We start from the raw sequence: 19,619 nt of genomic DNA, 5'->3' as shown, positions 1-19,619 counted from the left end.
ATTTCCCCAAGCCCTCAGAGCCTCTGACTTGTCACGCTGATGAGGGACCTATTCAGGGCCTCGACATTGATCGGGGCCTTCTAGTTTTCGGCTCCACCACACCCATTGCTCCGAGCTGGGAGTGCTGTGTGAGCCGACTTATTACACAGGGCTGACTTCGGCCAATCTTTCCTGATGGAGTTTCGATGGATCCTACTGACCTCGGCCCAGGCACAGCTACCTGGCTGGGCGGTACGGGCCTCACCCTTGTGGGTGGCTTCCTGTGGCTGCGTAAATTCCTTTCGAAGGATGCCGCTGACCGGGCCATGGACAATGCGGACATCTTCACCCTTCGCCGGCTGAATGAGCTGCTGGACTCTGAAAGGGTGGCCCGTAAAGAGGCCGAGGCCCGTGCCGACCAGTTCGCCAAGGAGCGGAACGAACTCGCCGCGGCAGTAGGGCGGATGGAAGGCAAGATCGAAGGGCTGACCATTCAGGTGGCGCAGCTCACGGCAACGGTTACCACTCAAAGCGCCGAGATCGCCCGCCTGCGCACGAAGCTGGGAGATGACAAGTGATGGACAGATGCGCGATGGAATTCATCGCTCGACGCTGGTGGCGCCGGGCAGAGATTTGGGTGATTGCGGCATTCCTGCTGGCCGGTGGCATTGTCTTGGGTTACCAGGCCGGCGTCTGGTCTGCCAGTAGCGAGCAGACCAAACAGCTTGCAGAGGTGCGCGCTGCCTATGACGCCGCCCTGGGCAAGCGTGACCTGCGCCTGACCAACCTGGCCGAGAAGACCCAGGACGCCGCAGTGAAGGTGCAAGAGGCATCGCACTCGGCAGTCCAGGCCGCTGATACAGCCAGTAAGGCGGCCGAGAAGGTCAACGAAGCGGTAGAGCGTCAGTCGCCTTAATCCGCGCCACGTTTTCGAATGCGCCAAATCGTGGCGCGAGAATTGAGGTAGACATGGGTATCCAGAAGACGCTGATTCACTTCAACGACATCACGCTGACCTTGTCGGCGGATGATCTGAAGGCTGCGCTCATCGCCAAGTATGGTGCTGCCGCCACAGAGGTGCTGGGCGATGGTGCGATCCTTCAGAACGCCACCTATTCCACGTATTGCCCGGATGACGGCGTGAAGTTCACCTTTGCTCAGCCTCTGGAGGGGCACAACACGTGAGCAACGTCACCCGCCTGCGCCACGCGCTTCCGTTGGGGCAAGACATCAACGCTGCGGTAGTCGCTCTCGACAAGGCCATTGCTGATGCATTGGACGCCGCCAAGGAAGCCGGGCTGCCCCAGGGCTTGATCGTGAGCCTGCTCCACGGCCATGCCCACGCACAAACCCACCAGATGGTGTGCCCATGACTGCCGACATCCTCGATATCGCCGACCACCGCCCGCATCTGATGGTGGTGGCCAGTGATGGCGTCCACGTCCTTCCGCGGGAACTGATCCAGTCGGTGATTGAGGGCAAGAAGCCTTCAGCCATCCTGACCGAGCCAGTGGTTCGCCGGATCATTGAAGAGTGGCTGCAGAAGGTGACCGAATGACCGTCAAGGTATTGGAGTTCAAGCGGGAAGACTGGCGCGATGCCGCCAAGACCCTGCGCAAGATTGCCGATGACCTTGATGCCGGCGAGCATCCAGAATGCACTGTAGGCGCCTTGACGCTGATCGGCGCGAAGGGAGAGGTGACTGTGTTCGGCCTCGGCCCCAAGTGCGACGACCTGCAATGCTTGGGTGCGATGCGCCTGGATGAGCAGAAGCTGATTGATGTGCTGCTGGATATCGCAGAAGGGTAGGTGCGTCGCAGGTGAGTGCGGCACGGACAGGACCTAATGCTTTTTCAGCGCAGCTCTCTCTCCAATGCTTTCTGATAACAGACAAGGTCAGAAGACCGCATTCCCGTTTCGTATGCTGTTTGATAATGGTCTGCACTTAGTGTGCATGGGTCGCTAGTTCCGCCGCTCATCTCCCGCTCAAGAGCCTTTTGATAGCAGACCAGATCGCTAGCTCGCATCGTTGACTCATAACGATCTTGATATTTCTGAGCGGGTTCAGGGCAAGATCCATATGGCGTGGCAGCCATACATGCTGATGAGGTCACCACCGCTGTGCAGGCTAGAAGGCTTCGTAACGTTACGTTCATCCTTGATGCTCCTTGTGTATTTTTCATCATTACCGGCATAGCGCCATGATTTCAAGTTTAAGGTGACATATGGATAGGCCATACCCTCCATCGTCACTCCTTAAACTGTCGGATATTTCCGACTTCGGCATCCGCCTTGCTCCAGCTCCCGGGGTATGGGAATGGCTCCAAGCCGAGATCCTTGCCGACACCGGCAGCATTCACAACGAAGACCATGCTCACCTACTGGATGCAGATATCCGGATCATGTGGGCGTCGTCGAGCTTCGCCAAGCAGGGGCGCACGGTCCTGGGCCAGGCCGAACAGGTAGCCTTCCGAGCCGGTGGCTGGCAGAAAGCCCGGATGGAACAACAGATGCGTGATTGGTTCGGCGATGTGCCGGCGTTCATCATCACTCTTGCTGCCGACTACTGCGCCCGGTGCAGCGACACCGACTTCTGCGCCCTGGTAGAGCATGAGCTATACCACATCGCACACGCAAACGATAAGTACGGCCAGCCAGCCTTCAACAAGGAGGGGGCGCCGAAGCTGGAGATGCGTGGTCACGACGTCGAAGAGTTCGTCGGTGTTGTCCGCCGCTACGGTGCAAGCCCTGACGTTCAAGCGTTGGTGGATGCTGCAAACAAACCCGCCGAGGTGGGGAAACTGAATATATCGAGGGCTTGCGGAACCTGTCTGCTCAAGCTGGCCTGAATGTGAGACAGGCATGAGACGGAACCCAATCTATGGCAGCCCTGAAAAACGATGTGAAAGCCTTCATCGTTCAGGCTTTGGCGTGTTTCGACACTCCCACGTTGGTCTCGCAAAACGTTAAGCAAGAATTCGACATTGATGTGACCCGCCAGCAGGTGGAACAGCACGACCCAACAAAACGCGCCGGAGCCAATCTGGCAGCCAAGTGGCGGACCCTATTCGAAGACACTCGCAAGCGGTTCCGTGAAGAAACAGCAGAGATTCCTATAGCCAATCGAGCCCATCGCCTGCGAACGCTTGGTCGTATGGCTGAGAAGGCCGAGAGTTCGAAGAATATGGCGTTAACGGCCCAGCTGTTGGAGCAGGCCGCCAAGGAGACGGGAGACGTCTACGTCAATCGGCGCGTTGAACCTGATAAGTCGCTGGATGAAGAGATCAAACGGCTTGAGATCGAGAAGCGTAAGGCAGAGCTCAAGCTGATAGAGAAGGGCGGCGGCAACTCAAACGCCCAGTTGCTGGCTGATTTGATCGCGAGGCTGCCGTCATGATCGCGAACACTGGCAACCTGATGCTGGACCGCCAGCTGTCCCGCTGGTATCCGCTGAAGGATCACCCGGTGCAGCTTGCCTTGGTGGCAGCCGTATCGGAAGGCATTCGATTCCCTCTGGTGCCGGCTGGGCGACGCAGCGGCAAGACTGAGCGTTTCAAACGTTTCGTTGTGAAGCAGGCATCGGCCTACACCGGCATGTACTTCGCCGCGGCGCCGACGCACGCCCAGGCCAAGAAGATCTTCTGGGATGACCTCAAGGCTTTCACGCTCTGCTGCATGCACAGCCGCAGGCCTTCTGAGTCTGACCTGATCATCTACCTGGACAACGGCAGCGAGATTCACGTCATCGGCCTGGACAAGCCGCAGCGAATTGAGGGTATTCCCTGGACCGGCGGAGGCATCGACGAATTCGCGGACATCAAGCCGGATGCCTGGGAGGCAAACATTCTCCCGGCGCTGAACACCGTCAACCCGACCATGCCGGATTACCGGGCCTGGTGCTGGCTGCTTGGGGTGCCGGACGGCCTGAACCATTACTACGACCTGTGCATGCAGGCGGAGTCGGGCAATGACCCGAACTTCCGCGTGTTCCATTGGAAATCGGCCGAGATTCTTCCGGCTGACGTAATGGATGCAATGAAGCGGGCCATGTCGGCCAAGCAGTTCAAGCAGGAATTTGAAGCATCGTTCGAAACGGCGTCTGGCCGGATATACGAGGATTACAGCAAGGCGAACACCACGAATGCAGCCATTGAGCCGCATGAGCAGCTGATGTGGATGCACGACCAGAACTTCACGCCTCTGTCATCTGCGATCGGTGTCCGGCGCAACGACGGCAAAGACCTTTATCTGCTCGATGAAATCGTGCTGATCAGCGCCGTTTCGAAGCAGTCGGCTGCTGAGTTCGTGGACAAGTTCAAGGATCACAAAAACAAGCACGTCCTGATCTATGGTGACCCGGCGGGCAAGGCTGGCGAGAAGCACGGCCACGCTTCTGACTACACCGACATCGAGGGCGTGCTCAAGGCTAATGGCTGGACGTACACGCGCAAGGTCAAGCCGGCGCACCCGTCCATCAAGGACCGGCAGAACGCCGTCCGGGCGAAGATCCTGACCGCCTCAGGCGAAACCAGCCTGTTCATCAACCCTGTCACCGCTCCTTGGTGTCACAAGGGGCTGAGTACGGTCCAGCTTCAAATGGGTTCGACCTTCCAGGAAGACCAGAAAAACGACTACCAGCACATCACCACGGCGATCGGCTATTGCATCGACGTTGAGTGGCCGTGCATCAAACGCACAGGCGGAACACGCCGAATTGGAGGCTTGGCCTGATGCCAGTGCAATCGACAAACCCCGACTACGACGCGCACATCGCCGAGTGGGAGATGATGGACGACGCGCTCGAGGGCGAATGCGCCGTAAAGCGCAACGAGCGGAATCTGCCCAAGCCGAGCGGTATGGTTGAGGCTGAAAAGCTGGATGGCGCTGGCAACAAGTACCTCTACGAGAACTACACGAACCGGGCCCAGTACGAACACTGGGTGCGCGACTCGCTGCGGTCTATGATGGGACTGGTTTCCCGGTTGATCCCGGAGATCGAGCTGCCGTCTGGCTTGAAGGGGCTGGAGGACAACGCTACATCTGACGGCTTTGGGCTGAAGCAGTTGTTCTTCCGCATGGTGCGCCAGGCTATCTCGCACGGCCGGGTGCCGCTGGTGGTGAACGTAGACGATAGCGGCGAGCCGTATTTCTCCACGTACGCCACCCGCAACGCGATCAACTGGGACACTTCTGATCAAGGCGGCCGGCAGGATCTGGTTCTGTCGGTGTTCCGTGAGTTCCGCAAGAAGGGCGGCGATCGATATAGCCATGACTGCGACGCGGTGTTCCGTGAGTTCTACATGCTCGACAGGGTTTGCTACACCGCCGTGCGCAATGAGGCCGGCGAGTTGATCAACGACGAGCGGCCGCTGGGCACTACCGGGACGGATAACCGCCTGGTCAAAGGCTTGCCCTACCTGCCGGTGATTTACTGCGGATCGACAGACAACTCCCCGGAAGTCGACGAGGTGCCGCTGCTGACGATGGCGCGGGCCGCGTTGAAGTCCTATCAGATCAGCGCTGACTATTTCAGCTCTCTGCATCAGACCAGTCATCCGCAGCCTTGGGTTTCGGGTTTGGATGAGGCGGTAGAGTTGAGCGTTACCGGGCCGTCCGCTGCCTGGGATCTTGGTCCGAATGGCAAAGCTGATTATCTGGAGTTCAAGGGCACCGGCATTGAAGCTAACCGCAAAGCCATGGATGACCAGAAGAACGCCGCGCTTGAGGCCGGCGCCAAAGTCATGGACGTGGGCGGCACCGAGTCGGGCGAGGCGCGCAAAACACGCCAGAACGACCAGCACGCCACGCTGCACAGCATCGTTATCACGGTGGCCGAGGCGGTCGAGCAGGGCTTGCGGTACGCAGCCGAGTGGAAGGGCTACGACCCCAAGCAGGTCAAGTTCAAGGTGAATCCTGAGTTTGTGACCCCTGTAGTTGACGCCCAGGTTCTCGCCGAGCTTCTCAAGGGCGTGATGGCTGGCACGATCAGCGCCGACACCTACTGGCAGTACCTCACTACCGGCAAGCTGCCGGAGCGCCCATACGAAGACGAAGCCGAACTGATCAGCGATGAGCGCGAGTCGGCCGGCATCAACTTGGACAAAGACGATGCCATCGACAAATCTGGTGCAGGCGGACAGCCAACTGCTGGAGCAGACGACGCGCCACTCGGTAATGCTGGAGCGGCTTAAGGCCGGCGAGGTCAAGAAGTTCGAGAAGTACCTGCGCCAGATCGACACGCTGGCGCGGGAGCAGTTGACTCGCAAGGAGCTGACCACCTACAGCCGGGACCGGCTTGAGCAGTTCCTGGCCCGGGTGGACGGCAAGCTGCTGGAGATCTACAAGGCCTACGGCGACCTGGTGCAGGCCGATCTGGTCGATATCGCGCTGTACGAGTCGAGCTTTGAGGCCAAAAGCCTGAGCAATGCGCTGTCCATCGACGCGGTGGTTCCGACCAACACGGTGATCCGGGCGGCGGTGTTCTCCTATCCGCTGCAGGTGAAGGGCATCGACGGCGGGAAGCTGCTGAAGAGCTTTGTCAGCGGCTGGACGCGGACTGAGACGATGCGCGTCACGAACACCATCCGGCTTGGCTTCGGCCAGGGCCAGACCAACGCCCAAATCATCCAGGCGATTCGCGGTAGCGCGGCGCAGAACTTCACGGATGGCGTCTTGGCGGTGAGCAACCGCAACGCGGCCGCCGTGGTGCAGACGGCAATCCAGCATGTGGCCACCACGGCGCGAATGGAGACGCTGAAGGCCAATAGCGACGTGGTGTTGGGCTATCGCTGGGTGTCGACGCTCGACCGCAAGACCTCGCAGCAATGCAAGGGCCTCGATGGCATGCGCTTCGACCTGGGCAAAGGCCCGCTGCCGCCGGCGCACATCAACTGTCGGTCCACCACGGTGCCGACGACCAGGCTTTCGGAGATGTTCGCCAAGGACGCCACGCGCGCCTCGGTGGGCGATAACGGTGGGGCCCAGGTCGACGCCGGCCTGAATTATTACGAGTGGCTGGCAACGCAGCCGGCGAGCTTCCAGGATCATGCCCTCGGGCCGGTCCGGGGCAAGTTGTTCCGCGATGGCGGGCTGACGCCGGAGAAGTTTGCCAAGCTGCAGCTCGACAAGTCGTTCAAGCCGCTGACCCTGGCGCAGCTGAAGGAAGCCGAGCCTGACATGTTCACCCGAGCAGGCGTTACACTCGGCGCTCAACCAGGTTGAGATAGCACATGCAGATCATCGTTGAGGATGGGAAGGGCAGGCCAGACTCGAATAGCTTCGTGCCGCTGGAGAAGCTGACCTTCTACCGCGACTACTACGGGGTCCGGATACCTGAAGCAGAGGCTGACCAGGTCGAACTGCTGCTGCGCGCCGCAGCCGACATCAACGGTCGCCAGTGGAAAGGGCGCAAAGCCAATCCCGAACAGGCAATGGCCTGGCCTCGGCGTGACTGCAAGATCGAATACCAGACGCTATCCGAGACGTTCGTGCCCTTTGAGCTTGAGTGGGGGCAGGTACGGCTGGCGGTCGAGCTGTACGCCGCCGAGCAGGGCTTCCAGATCGAAGAACCGACGCATTGCACTGAGCCGAATGGCCGGCGCACGCGGCTCAACCGAGATACGCCCGGACTGCGCATGCGTCCGCCGCCATACGCGCCGAGCAGGACGCAGTTCGCCGATTACCTGGTGATGCGCGGGCTCTCGATAGTTCGATAAATCACAGAATTCACACCAAGCCGCCCAATGGGCGGTTTTTTATTGCCTGCAAAGCGGGCCGACCAAACCCAAGGGGTGCACCAAGTGGCAGACGAAAACCAGATTGATCTTGAAGACCCGGCAGTTCAGACCGCCATTGCTGCAGCTGTCGAGGCTGCGACCCTGGGCCTCAAGAACAAGAACACCGAGTTGCTTGGCTCGCTCCGGACCACCAAAACCGAGCTGGACGGCTTCAAGTCCCAGTTCGAAGGCCTGGACATCGCCGCAGTGAAAGGTCTGCTGACCAAGGTTGGCCAGGATGAAGAGACCAAGCTGATTGCCGAGGGCAAGCTGGACGAGGTCATTACCCGCCGTACCGAGCGCCTGCGCACCGACTACGACACCAAGCTGGCAGCCGAGAAGGCCCGTGCCGACAAGGCCGAGCAATTCGCTGCCAAGTACAGTGACAAGGTGCTAGCCGACTCCATCCGCGCCGCTGCCATCAAGGCCGGTGCGCTCCCAGAGGCCGCCGAGGACATCATCCTGCGCGCCCGGGGCACTTTCAAACTCAGTGAAGACGGTGAGGCGATTGCCACCGACCGTGACGGCGAGGTCGTTTACGGGAAGGACGGGAAAACCCCGCTGTCGCCGCTCGAATGGGCGGAGTCTCTGCGTGAAACAGCAACACACCTGTGGCCAAGGGCTCAGGGCGCCGGACAGGTCGGCGATCAAGGTGGCAAGGCCACGAAAAAGTGGGGCGAGTACACGGAAACCGAGCGCGCTGCGATCGCTCGTGACAATCCCGATCTCTTCAAGAAAATCCAGGCCACCAAAGGAACCTAATCCATGGCAACTACCCAACTAACCGACATCTTCGTCGGCGACTACTACGCCTCTCTGGCACCGGTTAACAGCCCGGAAAAGACTGCTGTATATGAGTCGGGCATTGTGACCCGCTCGCCTGTGCTGGATGCGATCGCCTCCGGCAGCCAGGGCACTGCCGAGATCAGCTACTGGCAGGATCTCAACGCCGATGAAGCGCCGAATATCAGCAACGACGACCCGAACGACCAAGGTGAAGTCGGCAAAGCCACCCAGGACAGCATGCGTGCCCGAGTCCTGTACCTCAACAAAGGTTACGGCGTGGCTGACCTGACGGCTGAACTGGCCAACAGTGAGCCTCAGCAGCAGATCCGCAACCGTTTCGGCACCTACTGGACCCGCCAGTGGCAGCGTTACACCCTGGGCGCGGCTCGCGGCATCATCGCCTCGAACATCGCGAACAACGGTGGTGACATGGTCATCGACGCCGGTGCGACCATCAGTGCGAATGCTTTCCAGGATGCAGCGTTCACCGCCGGCGATGCCGCTGACCAGTTCGGCGCGATCGGCGTGCACTCGGTGGTGATGAACCAGATGGTCAAGCAGGACCTCATCGAGTACCTGCGTGACTCCGACGGCAAGATCATCCTGGCAACCTACCTCGGCAAACCAGTCTTCATGGACGACGCCCTGGTGTACGGCGCAGGCAAGTACCTTTCCGTGTTCTTCGGCCAGGGCGCTTTCGGTTACGGCGAAGGCACGCCGAAGGTGCCGGTAGAGCTGGAACGCAAGCCTGGCGGCGGTAACGGTGGTGGTGCCGAAGTGCTGTGGGAGCGGAAGACCTACATCCTCCAGCCTGCAGGCTTCAGCTGGAAAGGCTCCGAGGCTCAGAACCTCAGCCCAACCGCGACTCAGTACGCAGCTGCTGCAAACTGGCAGCGCGTGTTCAGCCGCAAGCAAGTTCCCTTCGCTGCTGTCATCAGCGGTACCACCACGCCGTAATCCGGCCCACACAACCTGGCGTCTTTATCGGCGCCGGGGAGCTTTTGAGGTGACTCATGAAAGTGATCTACACGGACAAGCCGGGCAAAGAGCGCAGCGTGTGCTACCGCCTGCTGAGCGAATTCTTCGGTGTCATCGGCTCCGCTACCGAGGTGGTGGTCGATGGCGATGCCCCGGACATCTACGACGCCTACCAAGCGGCCGGCATCAAGGTGTCTGACGGCAAGGAGCCGGAGAGCAAAGAAACCGACCCTCTGAAAATGAAGGTCTCCGAGCTGAAAGAATGGCTGACCGAGAGGGGCATTGCCTTCGACCCGTCCGCTAAGAAAGAAGACCTGCAGGCCCTGGTGCCAGCGGAATAAGGACAAGCACATGACCGATTACATCACCGTCGCCGATGTTGACGCCCAGCTCGGTCCCGACTGGGCCGGCACCGGTGATCCGGTCCTTGCTGTGACCATGGCCAATGCCTGGCTCACGGCCAAGATTAAGCGGGTTGTTCCCGATCCGGTCCCGGCCGAGATCAAAACAGCCGGCGCCCAGGTTGCCGAAGAGGCAGCGGCTGGCAAGCTGTACACAGCAACGCAGAAGGAAGTGCAGAGCAAGACGGTATCGGCTCAGTCCGGTACGTCCGTGAGCAAGACCTACGTGGCGGGCTCTACCGATCAGTCGGCGGGCGTCAACTTCGCCCTGGCCTTGCTGGAGCCGTGGATCAAGCGCTCCGGCGTGATGATGCTGAAAAGGATCTGATCATGGGCATGCGCGAAGAGATCCAGGCCGAACTGGCTGAAGCGTTCGACGATCCTGACGGCTTGGCCGACGCGGTTAAGCCCGTGACGGGCGTGCGCAAGGTTGCGGGCGAGTATGACCCCGACTTGGGTGGCGAAACGCCGGAGACCACGGTGACGTACTCGGGGCGCGGCGTTCTGGGCAGCTACTTGTCCAAAGAAATTGACGGCTCCCTCATACAGACCAGCGACAAGAGGCTGCTGGTGCTGCAAAACGAGCTGTTCGTGTCGGAGGTCGGCGTTCCGACGGCAGTACCGGCAGCGCCGGCCATTGGCGATATCGTCAACGGTCTGCGGGTGATGAACGTATCCGCCGACCCTGCCGATGCAACGTGGACAGCGCAACTGAGGAAGTGATATGGCGAACAAGTACGCGAGCATGAACGGCAGCTTTGCCGAGAACATTCGCGCCTTCGCTGAGCGCGCCCAGGCTGGTATCGACGCAACCATCCGCGAGATTGTCATCGAGATCGGCAGCAGCGTTATCCGCATGTCACCGGTGGGCAATCCAGAAATCTGGGCTGCGAACGTCGTTCACCGGCAGGCGAACAAGCGGGCCGCCGATGACTACGACTTCAACGTCGCGGCCCGTAACACGATCATCAACCTAAACGAATCAAACTTCACCAAGGCCGGCAAGCTGCGGCGCGGCGTGAAATATGCCAAACCCCTGACCAAGACCGAGCGCGACCAGAACTTCAACGTGAACGGCTTGGTGGCAGGCAAGGACTACGTTGGCGGCCGGTTTCGGGGGAACTGGCAGTTTTCCATCGGCACGCCAGCGGAGGGCACGCTTGACCAGGTCGACCCGGCTGGTGGTGTGACGCTGGCCAAGCTGCGACTACAGGTCCAGGCACTTACGGCCGGCGAGACAGCCTACATTGTCAACAACCTCCCGTACGGCATCCCGCTTGAGTACGGACACTCGACTCAAGCACCCGGCGGCATGGTACGAATCACTCTGGCCCGCTTCCAGCAGATCGTCGATGAAGCCACAAGGAACAACCAGGTATGAGCCACGCCATCATTGCGTCCATTTACGAGACCAAGCTGATTGCCTGGAGCAAGGCCCGGGCTGAGCCGATCAAGGTTGTGTTCGAGAACGTCCAGTACGACCCGGCCGAGGGCGAGACCTATCTGCGTGCGTTCTTGCTCCCGGGCGATACAGCCAGCAGCACGCTTGCTGGCGACCACCGGGCTTTCATCGGCGTTTATCAGGTCAGCATTGTGGCCCCGGCCGGCACCGGTAAGGCCAGGACGAACCCACTTGTGGCTGAGCTGACCGCACTGTTTCCACTGTACGCGCGCGACACAAAGGAGGGCGTGACCGTCGTGACTATGTCTCCAGTTGATCCTGGCCCAAGCATGTCTGATCCACCGACATACACTGTTCCGGTGTCGTTTGAATATCGAGCCGACACCGCCTGATTCCGCCCATTGGGCAAACCAAGAACCCGCCATTGAGCGGGTTTTGTCATTTCTGAAAAGAGGAAACACCAATGGCCGTTTTTCTACCCAATGGCTCGACTGCCGCTATCGCCGCCTCGTATGACGCGCCGATCATTTTTACCGCGATCACCAACGCAACGGAAGCCGTTGTTTCGTCGGCCGGCCACGACCTAGAGGTCGGCGATTTTGTCGAGGTCACCTCTGGCTGGGCGCGCCTGAACAATCGGGTTGTTCGCATCAAGACCGTGACCGCTGACTCGTTCGTGCTTGAATCGATCAACACGGCCAATGCGGCGCGCTTCATCGCCGGCGCAGGCGGCGGTTCGGTGCGCAAGATTCTAACCTGGGTGCCTGTGAGCCAGGTCACGGAATCGAACAAGTCCGGCGGCGAGCAACAAAACGTCACGTACTCGTTTCTCGAGGAAGACGACGAGCACCAAATCCCGACGTCGAAATCCCCGCTTTCGTTCACGCTGACCATGGCGGATGATCCGGCGCTACCTCACAACGAGGTACTGCTGGAAGCTGACGACGACAAGAAGCCGCGCGCAGTGCGCATCAATCTCGCCTCGGGTGGAGTAATTGTCTATAACGCTTACGCCTCGTTCGACAACGTGCCGTCGCTGACCAAGAACAACATCATGGCGGTGACCGCCGTTTTCGCCGTGGTCGCTAAATTCATTCGCTACGCCGCGTAATTGGAGAACTCATGGCCAAGTTCAAATTGATCCAGAAGCCGACCTTCAAGGCACCGGTGATGATCCAGCGCGCCGGTTACAGCGCCGAGAAGGTGGAGTTCGAGTTCAAGTACCTGGACCGCACAGCGCTCGCCGAGCTGTACACCGGCTGGAACGAGCGGCACGACGAGCTGAGCAAGCAGGTAGGAGACATGGACCTAAAAGCATTCACAGCTGCTCAGATCGATCTGCAGGCGGACCAGCTGCTTGACGTCGCCGTTGGCTGGGATATCGAGGAAAAGTTTACGCCTGAAAATGTGCGAATCCTCGTCAACTCGATCAACTCAGCGCCGAAGGCCGTGCTGAATGCCTACGCCGAAGCTTTCAATGAGGCCCGCCTGGGAAACTCCTAAGCGCTGCACGCGCGCTCTATGAGCCAACGCTAGAGGGCACGGATGCCTTCGGCTTCACCACGGACGACTACGTCGCGGAGGTTGGCATCTGGCCGGACAACTGGGACGCCTTCAAAGTCTTCGAGGCCATGAGTACCCAGTGGCGCACAGGCGCGTGCGGCGCAACAGGCATGGACTACAGCGTTCTCTCCGGGGTGATTCGTATGTGCGGCGTGCCGATCAGCCAGCGACAAACCATTTTCAGCGACTTCCGACATATGGAGGCTGAAGCCCTGCAGGTGATGGCGGAACAGCGTGAGAGTGCGAGGGGCGCCTAATGCTCAGGAACCAAAGGCGCAAAACAACCAACATGACGCGGCATGGCCGCAGGAGAGCAGCATGAGCGCAAGCGAAGTGGTTGCGATAGAGCTGGAAAGGCTCAAGCGCGAGATTCAAGAACTAAAAGCTCGACTCAATGAAGAGTCGAGCCAGAGAGCTTTGGCTGATGAGAGCCTTTCGACCCGAGTTCACATGCTTTCAGCCCGAACCAATTAGCAGGCGTGGTCTTTAGCTGCTTCCTCCTTGGCTAGCTGCTCAATCTGAGCGATGGTCAGGCTGTGAATAGGTGATGTGGGCTTTACCCAGATTTGGGTATTGGTGCCTGTGGACTTTTTGACAAGCGTTACTAGCAGACGCCCGTCTTCAGAAATTCCTATAGTGGTGACGCTAAACGACATATTGACCTCCAGGTCATAAACGCGCCGATATTGGCGCTGTCCCAGTCCTTGGGCTTGCAGGCGTAGGACTGGGGAATCCTTGCGTGTGGCAGGAGGCTACTACCGCGCGGGGCCTGGTCGCCACTGGCATTCCATCCACACTGGATGCCTGGACAGGTAGGTCAGTTTTGCAAGATTTTCGACACAAATTTCGGTCTTAAAGCGGTTTTATTAGCAGGGCATCGTCTGCGTTCAGCCCTTTGATCAACGTTCGAACGCGCTTCGTCGGATTATTCGGCCTTTCGTTCGTTTTCATGTTGGTTCGTGTTCGAACGTGTGAATTCGTGTTGACGAGTGTGTCAACTGAACCTATAGTTCGCTTCGTCTGAGCAGCGGCCACTACCTTATACGGGCCGTTGTGCGACATACAAAGGGTCCCTGAGGGGGCCCTTAATACTTTCTAGGGACGGAAAATGAATCGCTTAGGCATTTTCGTTGACGCTGGGTATCTGTTCGCGCAAGGCTCACAGGCACTTACGGGCGATGTAGTTAGGCGCCAACTACTCTCGCTGAACGAGCAGGCGGTTATCACGCAGCTTATCGGCACCGCCGAGCACCTCTCAGGTGGGACGCCTCTTCTACGTATCTATTGGTACGATGCAATCGGCACTAGCGGCCCAACGCTTGAGCAGAAACGACTTGCGAGCAGCAACAACGTTAAAGTTCGCATGGGAACGCTCAACGGTAGCGGCCAACAAAAAGGCGTCGACTCTATGATCGTGATCGACATGATCGAGCTCGCTCGAAATCATGCGATTGCTGACGCAGTTTTGATTTCTGGTGATGAAGACGTTCGTGTAGGCGTGCAGTTTGCACAGAATTATGGTGTCAGAGTTCATTTGATTGGCATCGCAAATGAACACGACAAGAATCATCAGTCTCCCAGTCTGATTCAAGAGGCTGACACTCATACGGAGTGGACGCCAGATATAATCAACTCTTTCCTCAGCGTCCGTCAGGCGCAGGTTCGACCTCGTGTCATTCCAGCCGTTGATCCTGCAGCCAAGCCGGCAGTGAATGAAGCGGTTGTGAGTGAAGAGGAGGCGACGAAGATTCTTGAATCCTTGATTGACGCAATGGTTAGCGGCTTGGTGCCGAGCGACCTTTTGGCTCTGAAGGAACACTTGAAGCACAGCTCTTCTCTGCCGCGCGAGTTTGATGGAAAGATCCTTGGCGTGAGTCGAGACGCAATCAAGCGCGATCTGGAGCAGCCAGAGAAGAAGTTTGCGAGAAAGAAATTTATCGAGCTGGTGAAAAAGAAGTAATCCAGCCATTTAACAGAGCCCAGCCCCGCGCTGGGCTTTTTGCGTCTGGTCAATCCCGTCGACGCCGCCTAGTCTCCCACGAACCAGAAGAACCCCGCCCATGCGGGGCTTTCGTGTTGGCGTTTCACCAGTAAAGCCGTAGGTGATAGAGTCTCCCGTCTTTGAACAGGGACGCTCGCGATGTGAACATACTGGAACTAGTTCAGTCGTATCTGCTTGAGCCAAGCGATACGGCCAATCCTACCGATCGGGAGTGTTACCGCTTGACGGTCGAGGATAAGCGGCAAATCGAAGCCGCCATCGAAAGGCATGGTGCTCAGTCTCTCAGAAACGTCACCAAGGGCGGAGCGATGCTCTATCTTCGATTCCCCATGCGTTTTGCCGGTGCTGATGAAAAGTATCTGAGGTCGCTGTTTGCACCTGAAACTCTGGAGCATGGGCCGTGGGCCGGACCAGAGGAAATTGCTCTCAATGTGTCCGACACTGGGAAAATTGGTGCAGACGGCAAGCGCATTCAGTTGGTCGAGACGTTTAGCCCATTTGTCGAGCGGTATTACCGTCTTCCATATCGCAACATGCTACCTCCGTCGGGCGATATAGTCGGCTACCGCTTTTCTGCCATGCCTTGGAGAAACAATAGGCTTCATGTCCTCCGGCAGCATGGGCGCATTGAGTGTATTCCACCGGGAATGCTGCCCGTATTCATTGAAGAGGACTGGCAAGGAGGTTGGCACCCGATCACCAAGAGCCAGATCGAATTCAAGGACTGGCAGCAAATGTCCTCTGATATCGGCTCCATTCACGTGAGTGGTGGCGACTATCTGCGTTTTTTGCTCATGGCCAAGACCATTGGCTCGACGATATGCAGCTACCGGGAAAAGCTTGGCCTCCTTGAGGGGATGAGAATTATGTGCGGATCGGACGGTCACTTCTTTGATGACTTCATTGAGAAGGTCGGCGGCTTTCGCGATTTAGTTAGAATCATGGAGACGGAATGTGGGGAAGACGATGAAGATTAGATCTGTATTGTTGTGGCTTGTGGTTATGTTTGCGACGCTCATTGCTGGGTGCGGCGATAAGGGGCCGTGGGATGGGCCATATGGGGTTAAGCAGGGCATATCTCCGGATGATTTATCTAAGTTTGCGGAACTGAAAAAGCTTAACGATGGAAACTACACCGCTACTTCTGCGCCGACTCCGGCTGCCTACGTCAAGGGCTACCAGTATCTTTTCTCGAAGAAGACTGGCCTTTGCATAATCAGGGTTCACTCGGAGCTGAGTGAGCCAGAAGTAAGATCCCTGGCATCGGGTCTTGTGAAAAAATACGGTCAGCAGACTGTTATATCTCCGACAAGCAAGGAGGATATGGCTGAATGGTTTTGGTCAAAATCAACCAATAAGCTGCCGGATAATTTAGCCAGGGTCACTCTTTACGTGATCACTCCAAAGGCCGTGGAAGAGCTCTACGAATTTGAAAACTCAGACTCGTGCAGAAAAGAACTCGGATGGGCTCCTCTAGGCTAATCGAATCAAATTACACAGACCCGCTTCGGCGGGTTTTTTATTATCCGGAGAAAGCATGGCTACCAACTTCACTTCCTTGGGCATTGAGGTAAATTCCTCGCAGGCCGTTAACGCCGCCGGCGACTTGGATAAGTTGGTCGACTCGGCAGAAGGTGCGGAGAAGGCGATTGTCGATCTGGGAAAAGCCGGCGATGGCCTGGCCAACACCGGCAAGAAGATCACTCAAGCTGAAAGTGAGGTGACCCAGGGCGTCGACAAGTCCACTTCCGCGATAGACCGCAAATCCGGTGCAATCCGCAAAGCAGCCGACAGCGCTGTGGCTGAGATCAATGTTATCAGCCAGCTCGACAGGGCAATGACCGGCAACATTACCAGCATGGAGTCGCTGGTCCAGGCTGAAGGTCTGCTTGAGCGCGCCCGCAAGGGCGGGCTGGTCACCATTGAAGAGCAGGCGAAGTACCAAGAGCAGCTGGGCAAGGCTTTCGATAAGATCGAGAAGGCCGAAGCTAAGGAGCTAGCTCAAAAGCAGCGCCTCATTGAGGCAGAGAACCGACAAATTGAAGCCTTGAAGCGGACGGTCAATGGGATCGACCCAGTGACCGCTAAGCTGGCCAAGCTCGAGGCGCAGGAGAAGGCTGCGCACGAAGCGTTCCGGGTTGGCGCAATCAATACTGAACGCTATGCGGAATCCTTGGCAAAAATCGGTAAGGACCGTGCTGGACTGACCGAGACCAACGGTGCCTTTGATAAGCTCAAGCTGAACACCCGGCAAGCTCAAGAAAACGTCATGCAGTTGACGAATGCCTTGCAGTCAGGCGACTGGGGGAGCGGTGTCAGGGCTGTGACTCAGCTAGGGGTTGGTGCTGGCGCTTCAATTACCAGCATGGCAGCTCTCGCTGCGCCTATCGCACTTGCAGCCGCTGCAATCGGCACTCTCGCCTATGCCTATTATAAGGGCGATCAGGAACAGCAAGAATTCAACAAGTCGTTGATCCTCACCGGGAACGCCGCCGGAACTACTAGCGGACAACTAAGTGATATGTCCCGGCAGGTTGGCGCGACAGTAGGGACAACAGGCGACGCCGCAGCTGTTTTGGCGACGCTTGCAGGTAACGGCAAGATCGCAAGTGCAAGCTTCATCGAGATCGCAGAGGCGGCTATCTCTATGGAGAAAGCTACCGGCAAATCTATTGACGCAACCATTGCTGAGTTTGTAAAAATTGCCGAGGACCCCGTCGCCGCAGCTAAGTCGCTTAACGATCAATACCATTTTTTGACCGCGAGCGTGTACTCGCAAGTCATTGCCTTGAAAGAGCAGGGCAATGAGATTGGTGCGACAAAATTATTGACTGACACCTATGCCGAGACGGTGCAGACGCGCTCAAATAGCGTTCTTAACAATCTGACCCTTTGGGAAAAAGCTTGGCGAAAGATTAAAGAAACCACCAGCGAAGCAATTGACGCTGTTGGAAACTTTGACAGGGAGAAGGGGCTAGAAACTCAACTCAAGGAAGCGCGGGACAGGCTTGCTCTGCTAACTGCAAATGGTCGAGATGCAGCGAAAGAAGATCCTTTTCGCTACGAGGCTGTTACCGCCGAGATCAATTTTCTTCAACTTCAAATCGAGGGAGAGAAATCCAAGAATAAATACGTGTTCGACCGCAGAAAGATCGAAGACGACGCGGTGGATGCAACTGCTCGTGCTGACGCCAGGCACTTGGCCAACCTTTCGAATGAAGGAAAGCGCGCCCTCGAAATCAAAAAGATCAATGAGGACACTGCGAAGATTCGCGCGGCGAACCCCAATGATAAGAGGGTAGATCCGAAGTACGTCGCTGAGCAGATAAAGGACGTCAACGACAAGTACAAAGACCCCAAGGCCGCCAGCTCCCAAGTCGACCTGACCAGCTTCAACAGCGCCAAGAACAACCTTTCCGACATCGTCACAGACTATCTAAACGCCCAGAAGGAACTGGAGGCGCAGCAGAAGGCCGGCGTGGTATCGCTGTCGGACTATGCCAAGCAACGGTCGGCCCTGATCAACCAGGAAAAGGACGATGTCACCGCGGCGTACCAGGCTGAGATTGACACTCTGGAAGCGGCCAAGGCCAAGAAAGGCACAACGGCGGCTCAGAGCATCCAGCTTGACCAGAAGATTGCCGATGCGCGGCAGGGGATGGTCAAGGCTCAAAAGGACGCCGACAGCCAGCTGACGATCATCGCCACAAACGAGAAAGGTCGTCTTGAGCAACTGGCAGCCGCCTCGGAGGCCTACGTCAATCAGCTGGAACGTCAGCGCGCTGCACTGGAAGCTGCTGGCTCCCGCGCAGCAAACGGACTGGGCCTGGGAGACCGGCAAGCAGCACTGCAGGCGAGCCTCGACGCCACAACCGACAAGTTCAACGACGAGCGCGCCAAGCTACTGGATCGCCGCAAAACTGCGCCCGACAAGTACAGCCAGGAAGACTACATGCGGGACCTGGCCAGCCTGGAAGATGCGGAACGGAAGTACCGCGACACGGTGGTCGACAACTACGACAAGATGTCGGAGGCCCAGGGAGACTGGCGCAGTGGTGCTTCGTCGGCTTTTCAGAACTACTTGCAGTCTGCCAATGATGTAGCTGGCCAGACCAAGAGCCTGTTCACTAATGCCTTTTCCAGCATGGAGGACGCAGTCGCGAATTTTGCTGTCACCGGCAAACTTTCGTTTTCCGGCTTCACCAAGTCGATCCTGGCGGACATGGCGCGCATCGCTACTCGGCAAGCGGCGTCCAGCATTTTTTCCAGCCTGGCCGGCAGTGCCTTGGGGGCGTATTTCGGTGGTGGAGCTACACCCAGCTTTGGCTCAAGCATGGGCAGCGCCCTGGTCGAGGGAAGGGCGTCAGGCGGTCCTGTCGATCCGAACACCCTGTATGAGGTAAATGAAAAGGGCCCTGAGCTTTTCAGTCAGGGCGGCCGCTCGTACCTGATGACTGGTGCCGAGGGCGGTAGTGTCACTCCGCTGATGACGGGCGGCAGCTCCATCATGGCTGCAGCTGGCAGCGGAGGGGGTGGGGGAGGCGGCAACACCTACAACTTCCCCGTCTCGGTTTCCGTGCAAACCGCAGGTGGCGGAGGCAATGCAACGCAGGAGGACACCTCGCAGGCCGGAAGAAATATCCAGCAGGTCACCAAGACGGAAGCCGAGGCAGCCATCGCACGAGGTGTGCAGCCTGGCGGGGCTATCTGGCGAGCTATCAATGGGAGGTAAA

The 19,619-nt window shown here is 58.1% G+C and carries 28 protein-coding genes; 27 read left to right on the top strand and 1 reads right to left on the bottom strand.

Translation table 11 applies throughout. The features are described 5' to 3' along the window. Positions 1-185: 185 nt before the first annotated feature. The 23 genes from NMB39_RS18895 (at position 186) to NMB39_RS18785 (ending at position 13,358) form a co-directional block, all read left to right on the top strand. The gene (locus tag NMB39_RS18895; protein WP_034120583.1) at positions 186-557 is read left to right on the top strand and encodes a DUF3450 domain-containing protein; all 372 of its coding nucleotides are present in this window, start codon (positions 186-188) and stop codon (positions 555-557) included. Then, on the top strand, positions 557-895 hold the full coding sequence (locus tag NMB39_RS18890; protein WP_106111236.1) for a hypothetical protein: 339 nt from the start codon (positions 557-559) through the stop codon (positions 893-895). Before NMB39_RS18895 ends, NMB39_RS18890 begins: the two co-directional genes overlap by 1 nt. Before the next feature lie 53 nt (positions 896-948). Continuing rightward, complete coding sequence (locus NMB39_RS18885) at positions 949-1,164, top strand: hypothetical protein (RefSeq protein ID WP_106111237.1); 216 nt, start codon at positions 949-951, stop codon at positions 1,162-1,164. Beyond that, the gene (locus NMB39_RS18880; RefSeq protein ID WP_106111238.1) at positions 1,161-1,352 is read left to right on the top strand and encodes a hypothetical protein; all 192 of its coding nucleotides are present in this window, start codon (positions 1,161-1,163) and stop codon (positions 1,350-1,352) included. Before NMB39_RS18885 ends, NMB39_RS18880 begins: the two co-directional genes overlap by 4 nt. Continuing rightward, positions 1,349-1,537 carry a hypothetical protein gene (locus NMB39_RS18875; RefSeq protein WP_106111239.1) on the top strand — a complete coding sequence of 63 codons (189 nt, stop codon included), beginning with the start codon at positions 1,349-1,351 and terminating at the stop codon, positions 1,535-1,537. Before NMB39_RS18880 ends, NMB39_RS18875 begins: the two co-directional genes overlap by 4 nt. Then, the gene (locus NMB39_RS18870) at positions 1,534-1,788 is read left to right on the top strand and encodes a hypothetical protein (protein ID WP_494340252.1); all 255 of its coding nucleotides are present in this window, start codon (positions 1,534-1,536) and stop codon (positions 1,786-1,788) included. The genes NMB39_RS18875 and NMB39_RS18870 overlap by 4 nt, the downstream gene beginning before the upstream one ends. Positions 1,789-2,204: 416 nt before the next feature. Beyond that, entirely contained in the window at positions 2,205-2,828 is a 624-nt protein-coding gene (locus tag NMB39_RS18865; protein WP_494340253.1) for a putative metallopeptidase, read from the top strand. Between the two features lie 32 nt (positions 2,829-2,860). Beyond that, a complete protein-coding gene (locus NMB39_RS18860) occupies positions 2,861-3,376 on the top strand; it encodes a DUF2280 domain-containing protein (protein ID WP_234454902.1) in 516 nt (171 codons plus the stop codon). Next, on the top strand, positions 3,373-4,710 hold the full coding sequence (locus tag NMB39_RS18855) for a terminase large subunit (protein ID WP_138725816.1): 1,338 nt from the start codon (positions 3,373-3,375) through the stop codon (positions 4,708-4,710). The genes NMB39_RS18860 and NMB39_RS18855 overlap by 4 nt, the downstream gene beginning before the upstream one ends. Next, positions 4,710-6,170 (top strand): DUF4055 domain-containing protein, encoded by a 1,461-nt coding sequence (locus tag NMB39_RS18850; RefSeq protein WP_106118533.1) that lies wholly within the window; start codon positions 4,710-4,712, stop codon positions 6,168-6,170. The genes NMB39_RS18855 and NMB39_RS18850 overlap by 1 nt, the downstream gene beginning before the upstream one ends. Next, positions 6,088-7,200, top strand: coding sequence for a minor capsid protein (locus tag NMB39_RS18845; RefSeq protein ID WP_374956644.1), 1,113 nt, complete (start codon positions 6,088-6,090; stop codon positions 7,198-7,200). The genes NMB39_RS18850 and NMB39_RS18845 overlap by 83 nt, the downstream gene beginning before the upstream one ends. 8 nt (positions 7,201-7,208) lie before the next feature. Next, on the top strand, positions 7,209-7,694 hold the full coding sequence (locus tag NMB39_RS18840; protein ID WP_106111244.1) for a DnaT-like ssDNA-binding protein: 486 nt from the start codon (positions 7,209-7,211) through the stop codon (positions 7,692-7,694). Positions 7,695-7,778: 84 nt separating this feature from the next. Continuing rightward, complete coding sequence (locus tag NMB39_RS18835; RefSeq protein WP_057024426.1) at positions 7,779-8,516, top strand: hypothetical protein; 738 nt, start codon at positions 7,779-7,781, stop codon at positions 8,514-8,516. Between the two features lie 3 nt (positions 8,517-8,519). Beyond that, positions 8,520-9,497 (top strand): major capsid protein, encoded by a 978-nt coding sequence (locus NMB39_RS18830; protein WP_494340254.1) that lies wholly within the window; start codon positions 8,520-8,522, stop codon positions 9,495-9,497. Positions 9,498-9,553: 56 nt separating this feature from the next. Next, positions 9,554-9,859, top strand: coding sequence for a HeH/LEM domain-containing protein (locus NMB39_RS18825; protein ID WP_106111246.1), 306 nt, complete (start codon positions 9,554-9,556; stop codon positions 9,857-9,859). 10 nt (positions 9,860-9,869) lie between these two features. Continuing rightward, complete coding sequence (locus NMB39_RS18820) at positions 9,870-10,247, top strand: hypothetical protein (protein WP_057024400.1); 378 nt, start codon at positions 9,870-9,872, stop codon at positions 10,245-10,247. A gap of 2 nt (positions 10,248-10,249) precedes the next feature. Further along, positions 10,250-10,642, top strand: coding sequence for a hypothetical protein (locus tag NMB39_RS18815; protein ID WP_106111247.1), 393 nt, complete (start codon positions 10,250-10,252; stop codon positions 10,640-10,642). 1 nt (position 10,643) lies between these two features. Next, entirely contained in the window at positions 10,644-11,300 is a 657-nt protein-coding gene (locus NMB39_RS18810; protein WP_494340255.1) for a hypothetical protein, read from the top strand. Then, on the top strand, positions 11,297-11,713 hold the full coding sequence (locus NMB39_RS18805) for a phage tail terminator-like protein (protein ID WP_494340256.1): 417 nt from the start codon (positions 11,297-11,299) through the stop codon (positions 11,711-11,713). The genes NMB39_RS18810 and NMB39_RS18805 overlap by 4 nt, the downstream gene beginning before the upstream one ends. A gap of 71 nt (positions 11,714-11,784) precedes the next feature. After that, positions 11,785-12,432: a phage tail protein gene (locus tag NMB39_RS18800; protein ID WP_073842680.1), complete on the top strand. Its 648-nt coding sequence runs from the start codon at positions 11,785-11,787 to the stop codon at positions 12,430-12,432. A gap of 11 nt (positions 12,433-12,443) precedes the next feature. After that, on the top strand, positions 12,444-12,824 hold the full coding sequence (locus tag NMB39_RS18795) for a phage tail assembly chaperone (protein ID WP_494340257.1): 381 nt from the start codon (positions 12,444-12,446) through the stop codon (positions 12,822-12,824). Between the two features lie 86 nt (positions 12,825-12,910). Then, positions 12,911-13,141, top strand: coding sequence for a DUF1799 domain-containing protein (locus tag NMB39_RS18790; RefSeq protein ID WP_494340579.1), 231 nt, complete (start codon positions 12,911-12,913; stop codon positions 13,139-13,141). A gap of 61 nt (positions 13,142-13,202) precedes the next feature. Next, on the top strand, positions 13,203-13,358 hold the full coding sequence (locus NMB39_RS18785) for a hypothetical protein (protein ID WP_494340258.1): 156 nt from the start codon (positions 13,203-13,205) through the stop codon (positions 13,356-13,358). Here the strand turns inward: NMB39_RS18785 and NMB39_RS18780 are convergent. Then, positions 13,355-13,540, bottom strand: a complete 186-nt coding sequence (locus NMB39_RS18780; RefSeq protein WP_491798199.1) for a hypothetical protein — start codon at positions 13,538-13,540, stop codon at positions 13,355-13,357. The genes NMB39_RS18785 and NMB39_RS18780 overlap by 4 nt on opposite strands. A 452-nt stretch (positions 13,541-13,992) precedes the next feature. On the opposite strand from NMB39_RS18780, the gene NMB39_RS18775 reads away from it, so the two are divergent. From NMB39_RS18775 to NMB39_RS18760, 4 genes are all read left to right on the top strand, one after another. Continuing rightward, positions 13,993-14,844: an NYN domain-containing protein gene (locus NMB39_RS18775; RefSeq protein ID WP_494340259.1), complete on the top strand. Its 852-nt coding sequence runs from the start codon at positions 13,993-13,995 to the stop codon at positions 14,842-14,844. Positions 14,845-15,026: 182 nt separating this feature from the next. Further along, entirely contained in the window at positions 15,027-15,863 is an 837-nt protein-coding gene (locus NMB39_RS18770; RefSeq protein ID WP_494340260.1) for a hypothetical protein, read from the top strand. Continuing rightward, positions 15,853-16,368, top strand: a complete 516-nt coding sequence (locus tag NMB39_RS18765) for a hypothetical protein (RefSeq protein ID WP_494340261.1) — start codon at positions 15,853-15,855, stop codon at positions 16,366-16,368. Before NMB39_RS18770 ends, NMB39_RS18765 begins: the two co-directional genes overlap by 11 nt. Before the next feature lie 55 nt (positions 16,369-16,423). Then, the gene (locus NMB39_RS18760; protein ID WP_494340262.1) at positions 16,424-19,618 is read left to right on the top strand and encodes a phage tail tape measure protein; all 3,195 of its coding nucleotides are present in this window, start codon (positions 16,424-16,426) and stop codon (positions 19,616-19,618) included. The last annotated feature ends 1 nt before the right edge of the window (position 19,619 follow it).

The organism is Pseudomonas sp. FBCC-B545 (assembly GCF_059134095.1).
This window is presented reverse-complemented; position numbering and strand designations above follow the sequence as displayed.

Bases quoted from the DNA above. Each gene is read 5' to 3' on its own strand.
- NMB39_RS18895 (WP_034120583.1), top strand. From the start codon at position 186: ATGGATCCTACTGACCTCGGCCCAGGCACAGCTACCTGGCTGGGCGGT.
- NMB39_RS18890 (WP_106111236.1), top strand. From the start codon at position 557: ATGGACAGATGCGCGATGGAATTCATCGCTCGACGCTGGTGGCGCCGG.
- NMB39_RS18885 (WP_106111237.1), top strand. From the start codon at position 949: ATGGGTATCCAGAAGACGCTGATTCACTTCAACGACATCACGCTGACC.
- NMB39_RS18875 (WP_106111239.1), top strand. From the start codon at position 1,349: ATGACTGCCGACATCCTCGATATCGCCGACCACCGCCCGCATCTGATG.
- NMB39_RS18870 (WP_494340252.1), top strand. From the start codon at position 1,534: ATGACCGTCAAGGTATTGGAGTTCAAGCGGGAAGACTGGCGCGATGCC.
- NMB39_RS18865 (WP_494340253.1), top strand. From the start codon at position 2,205: ATGGATAGGCCATACCCTCCATCGTCACTCCTTAAACTGTCGGATATT.
- NMB39_RS18860 (WP_234454902.1), top strand. From the start codon at position 2,861: ATGGCAGCCCTGAAAAACGATGTGAAAGCCTTCATCGTTCAGGCTTTG.
- NMB39_RS18855 (WP_138725816.1), top strand. From the start codon at position 3,373: ATGATCGCGAACACTGGCAACCTGATGCTGGACCGCCAGCTGTCCCGC.
- NMB39_RS18850 (WP_106118533.1), top strand. From the start codon at position 4,710: ATGCCAGTGCAATCGACAAACCCCGACTACGACGCGCACATCGCCGAG.
- NMB39_RS18845 (WP_374956644.1), top strand. From the start codon at position 6,088: ATGCCATCGACAAATCTGGTGCAGGCGGACAGCCAACTGCTGGAGCAG.
- NMB39_RS18840 (WP_106111244.1), top strand. From the start codon at position 7,209: ATGCAGATCATCGTTGAGGATGGGAAGGGCAGGCCAGACTCGAATAGC.
- NMB39_RS18830 (WP_494340254.1), top strand. From the start codon at position 8,520: ATGGCAACTACCCAACTAACCGACATCTTCGTCGGCGACTACTACGCC.
- NMB39_RS18825 (WP_106111246.1), top strand. From the start codon at position 9,554: ATGAAAGTGATCTACACGGACAAGCCGGGCAAAGAGCGCAGCGTGTGC.
- NMB39_RS18820 (WP_057024400.1), top strand. From the start codon at position 9,870: ATGACCGATTACATCACCGTCGCCGATGTTGACGCCCAGCTCGGTCCC.
- NMB39_RS18815 (WP_106111247.1), top strand. From the start codon at position 10,250: ATGGGCATGCGCGAAGAGATCCAGGCCGAACTGGCTGAAGCGTTCGAC.
- NMB39_RS18810 (WP_494340255.1), top strand. From the start codon at position 10,644: ATGGCGAACAAGTACGCGAGCATGAACGGCAGCTTTGCCGAGAACATT.
- NMB39_RS18805 (WP_494340256.1), top strand. From the start codon at position 11,297: ATGAGCCACGCCATCATTGCGTCCATTTACGAGACCAAGCTGATTGCC.
- NMB39_RS18800 (WP_073842680.1), top strand. From the start codon at position 11,785: ATGGCCGTTTTTCTACCCAATGGCTCGACTGCCGCTATCGCCGCCTCG.
- NMB39_RS18795 (WP_494340257.1), top strand. From the start codon at position 12,444: ATGGCCAAGTTCAAATTGATCCAGAAGCCGACCTTCAAGGCACCGGTG.
- NMB39_RS18785 (WP_494340258.1), top strand. From the start codon at position 13,203: ATGAGCGCAAGCGAAGTGGTTGCGATAGAGCTGGAAAGGCTCAAGCGC.
- NMB39_RS18780 (WP_491798199.1), bottom strand. From the start codon at position 13,540: ATGTCGTTTAGCGTCACCACTATAGGAATTTCTGAAGACGGGCGTCTG.
- NMB39_RS18775 (WP_494340259.1), top strand. From the start codon at position 13,993: ATGAATCGCTTAGGCATTTTCGTTGACGCTGGGTATCTGTTCGCGCAA.
- NMB39_RS18765 (WP_494340261.1), top strand. From the start codon at position 15,853: ATGAAGATTAGATCTGTATTGTTGTGGCTTGTGGTTATGTTTGCGACG.
- NMB39_RS18760 (WP_494340262.1), top strand. From the start codon at position 16,424: ATGGCTACCAACTTCACTTCCTTGGGCATTGAGGTAAATTCCTCGCAG.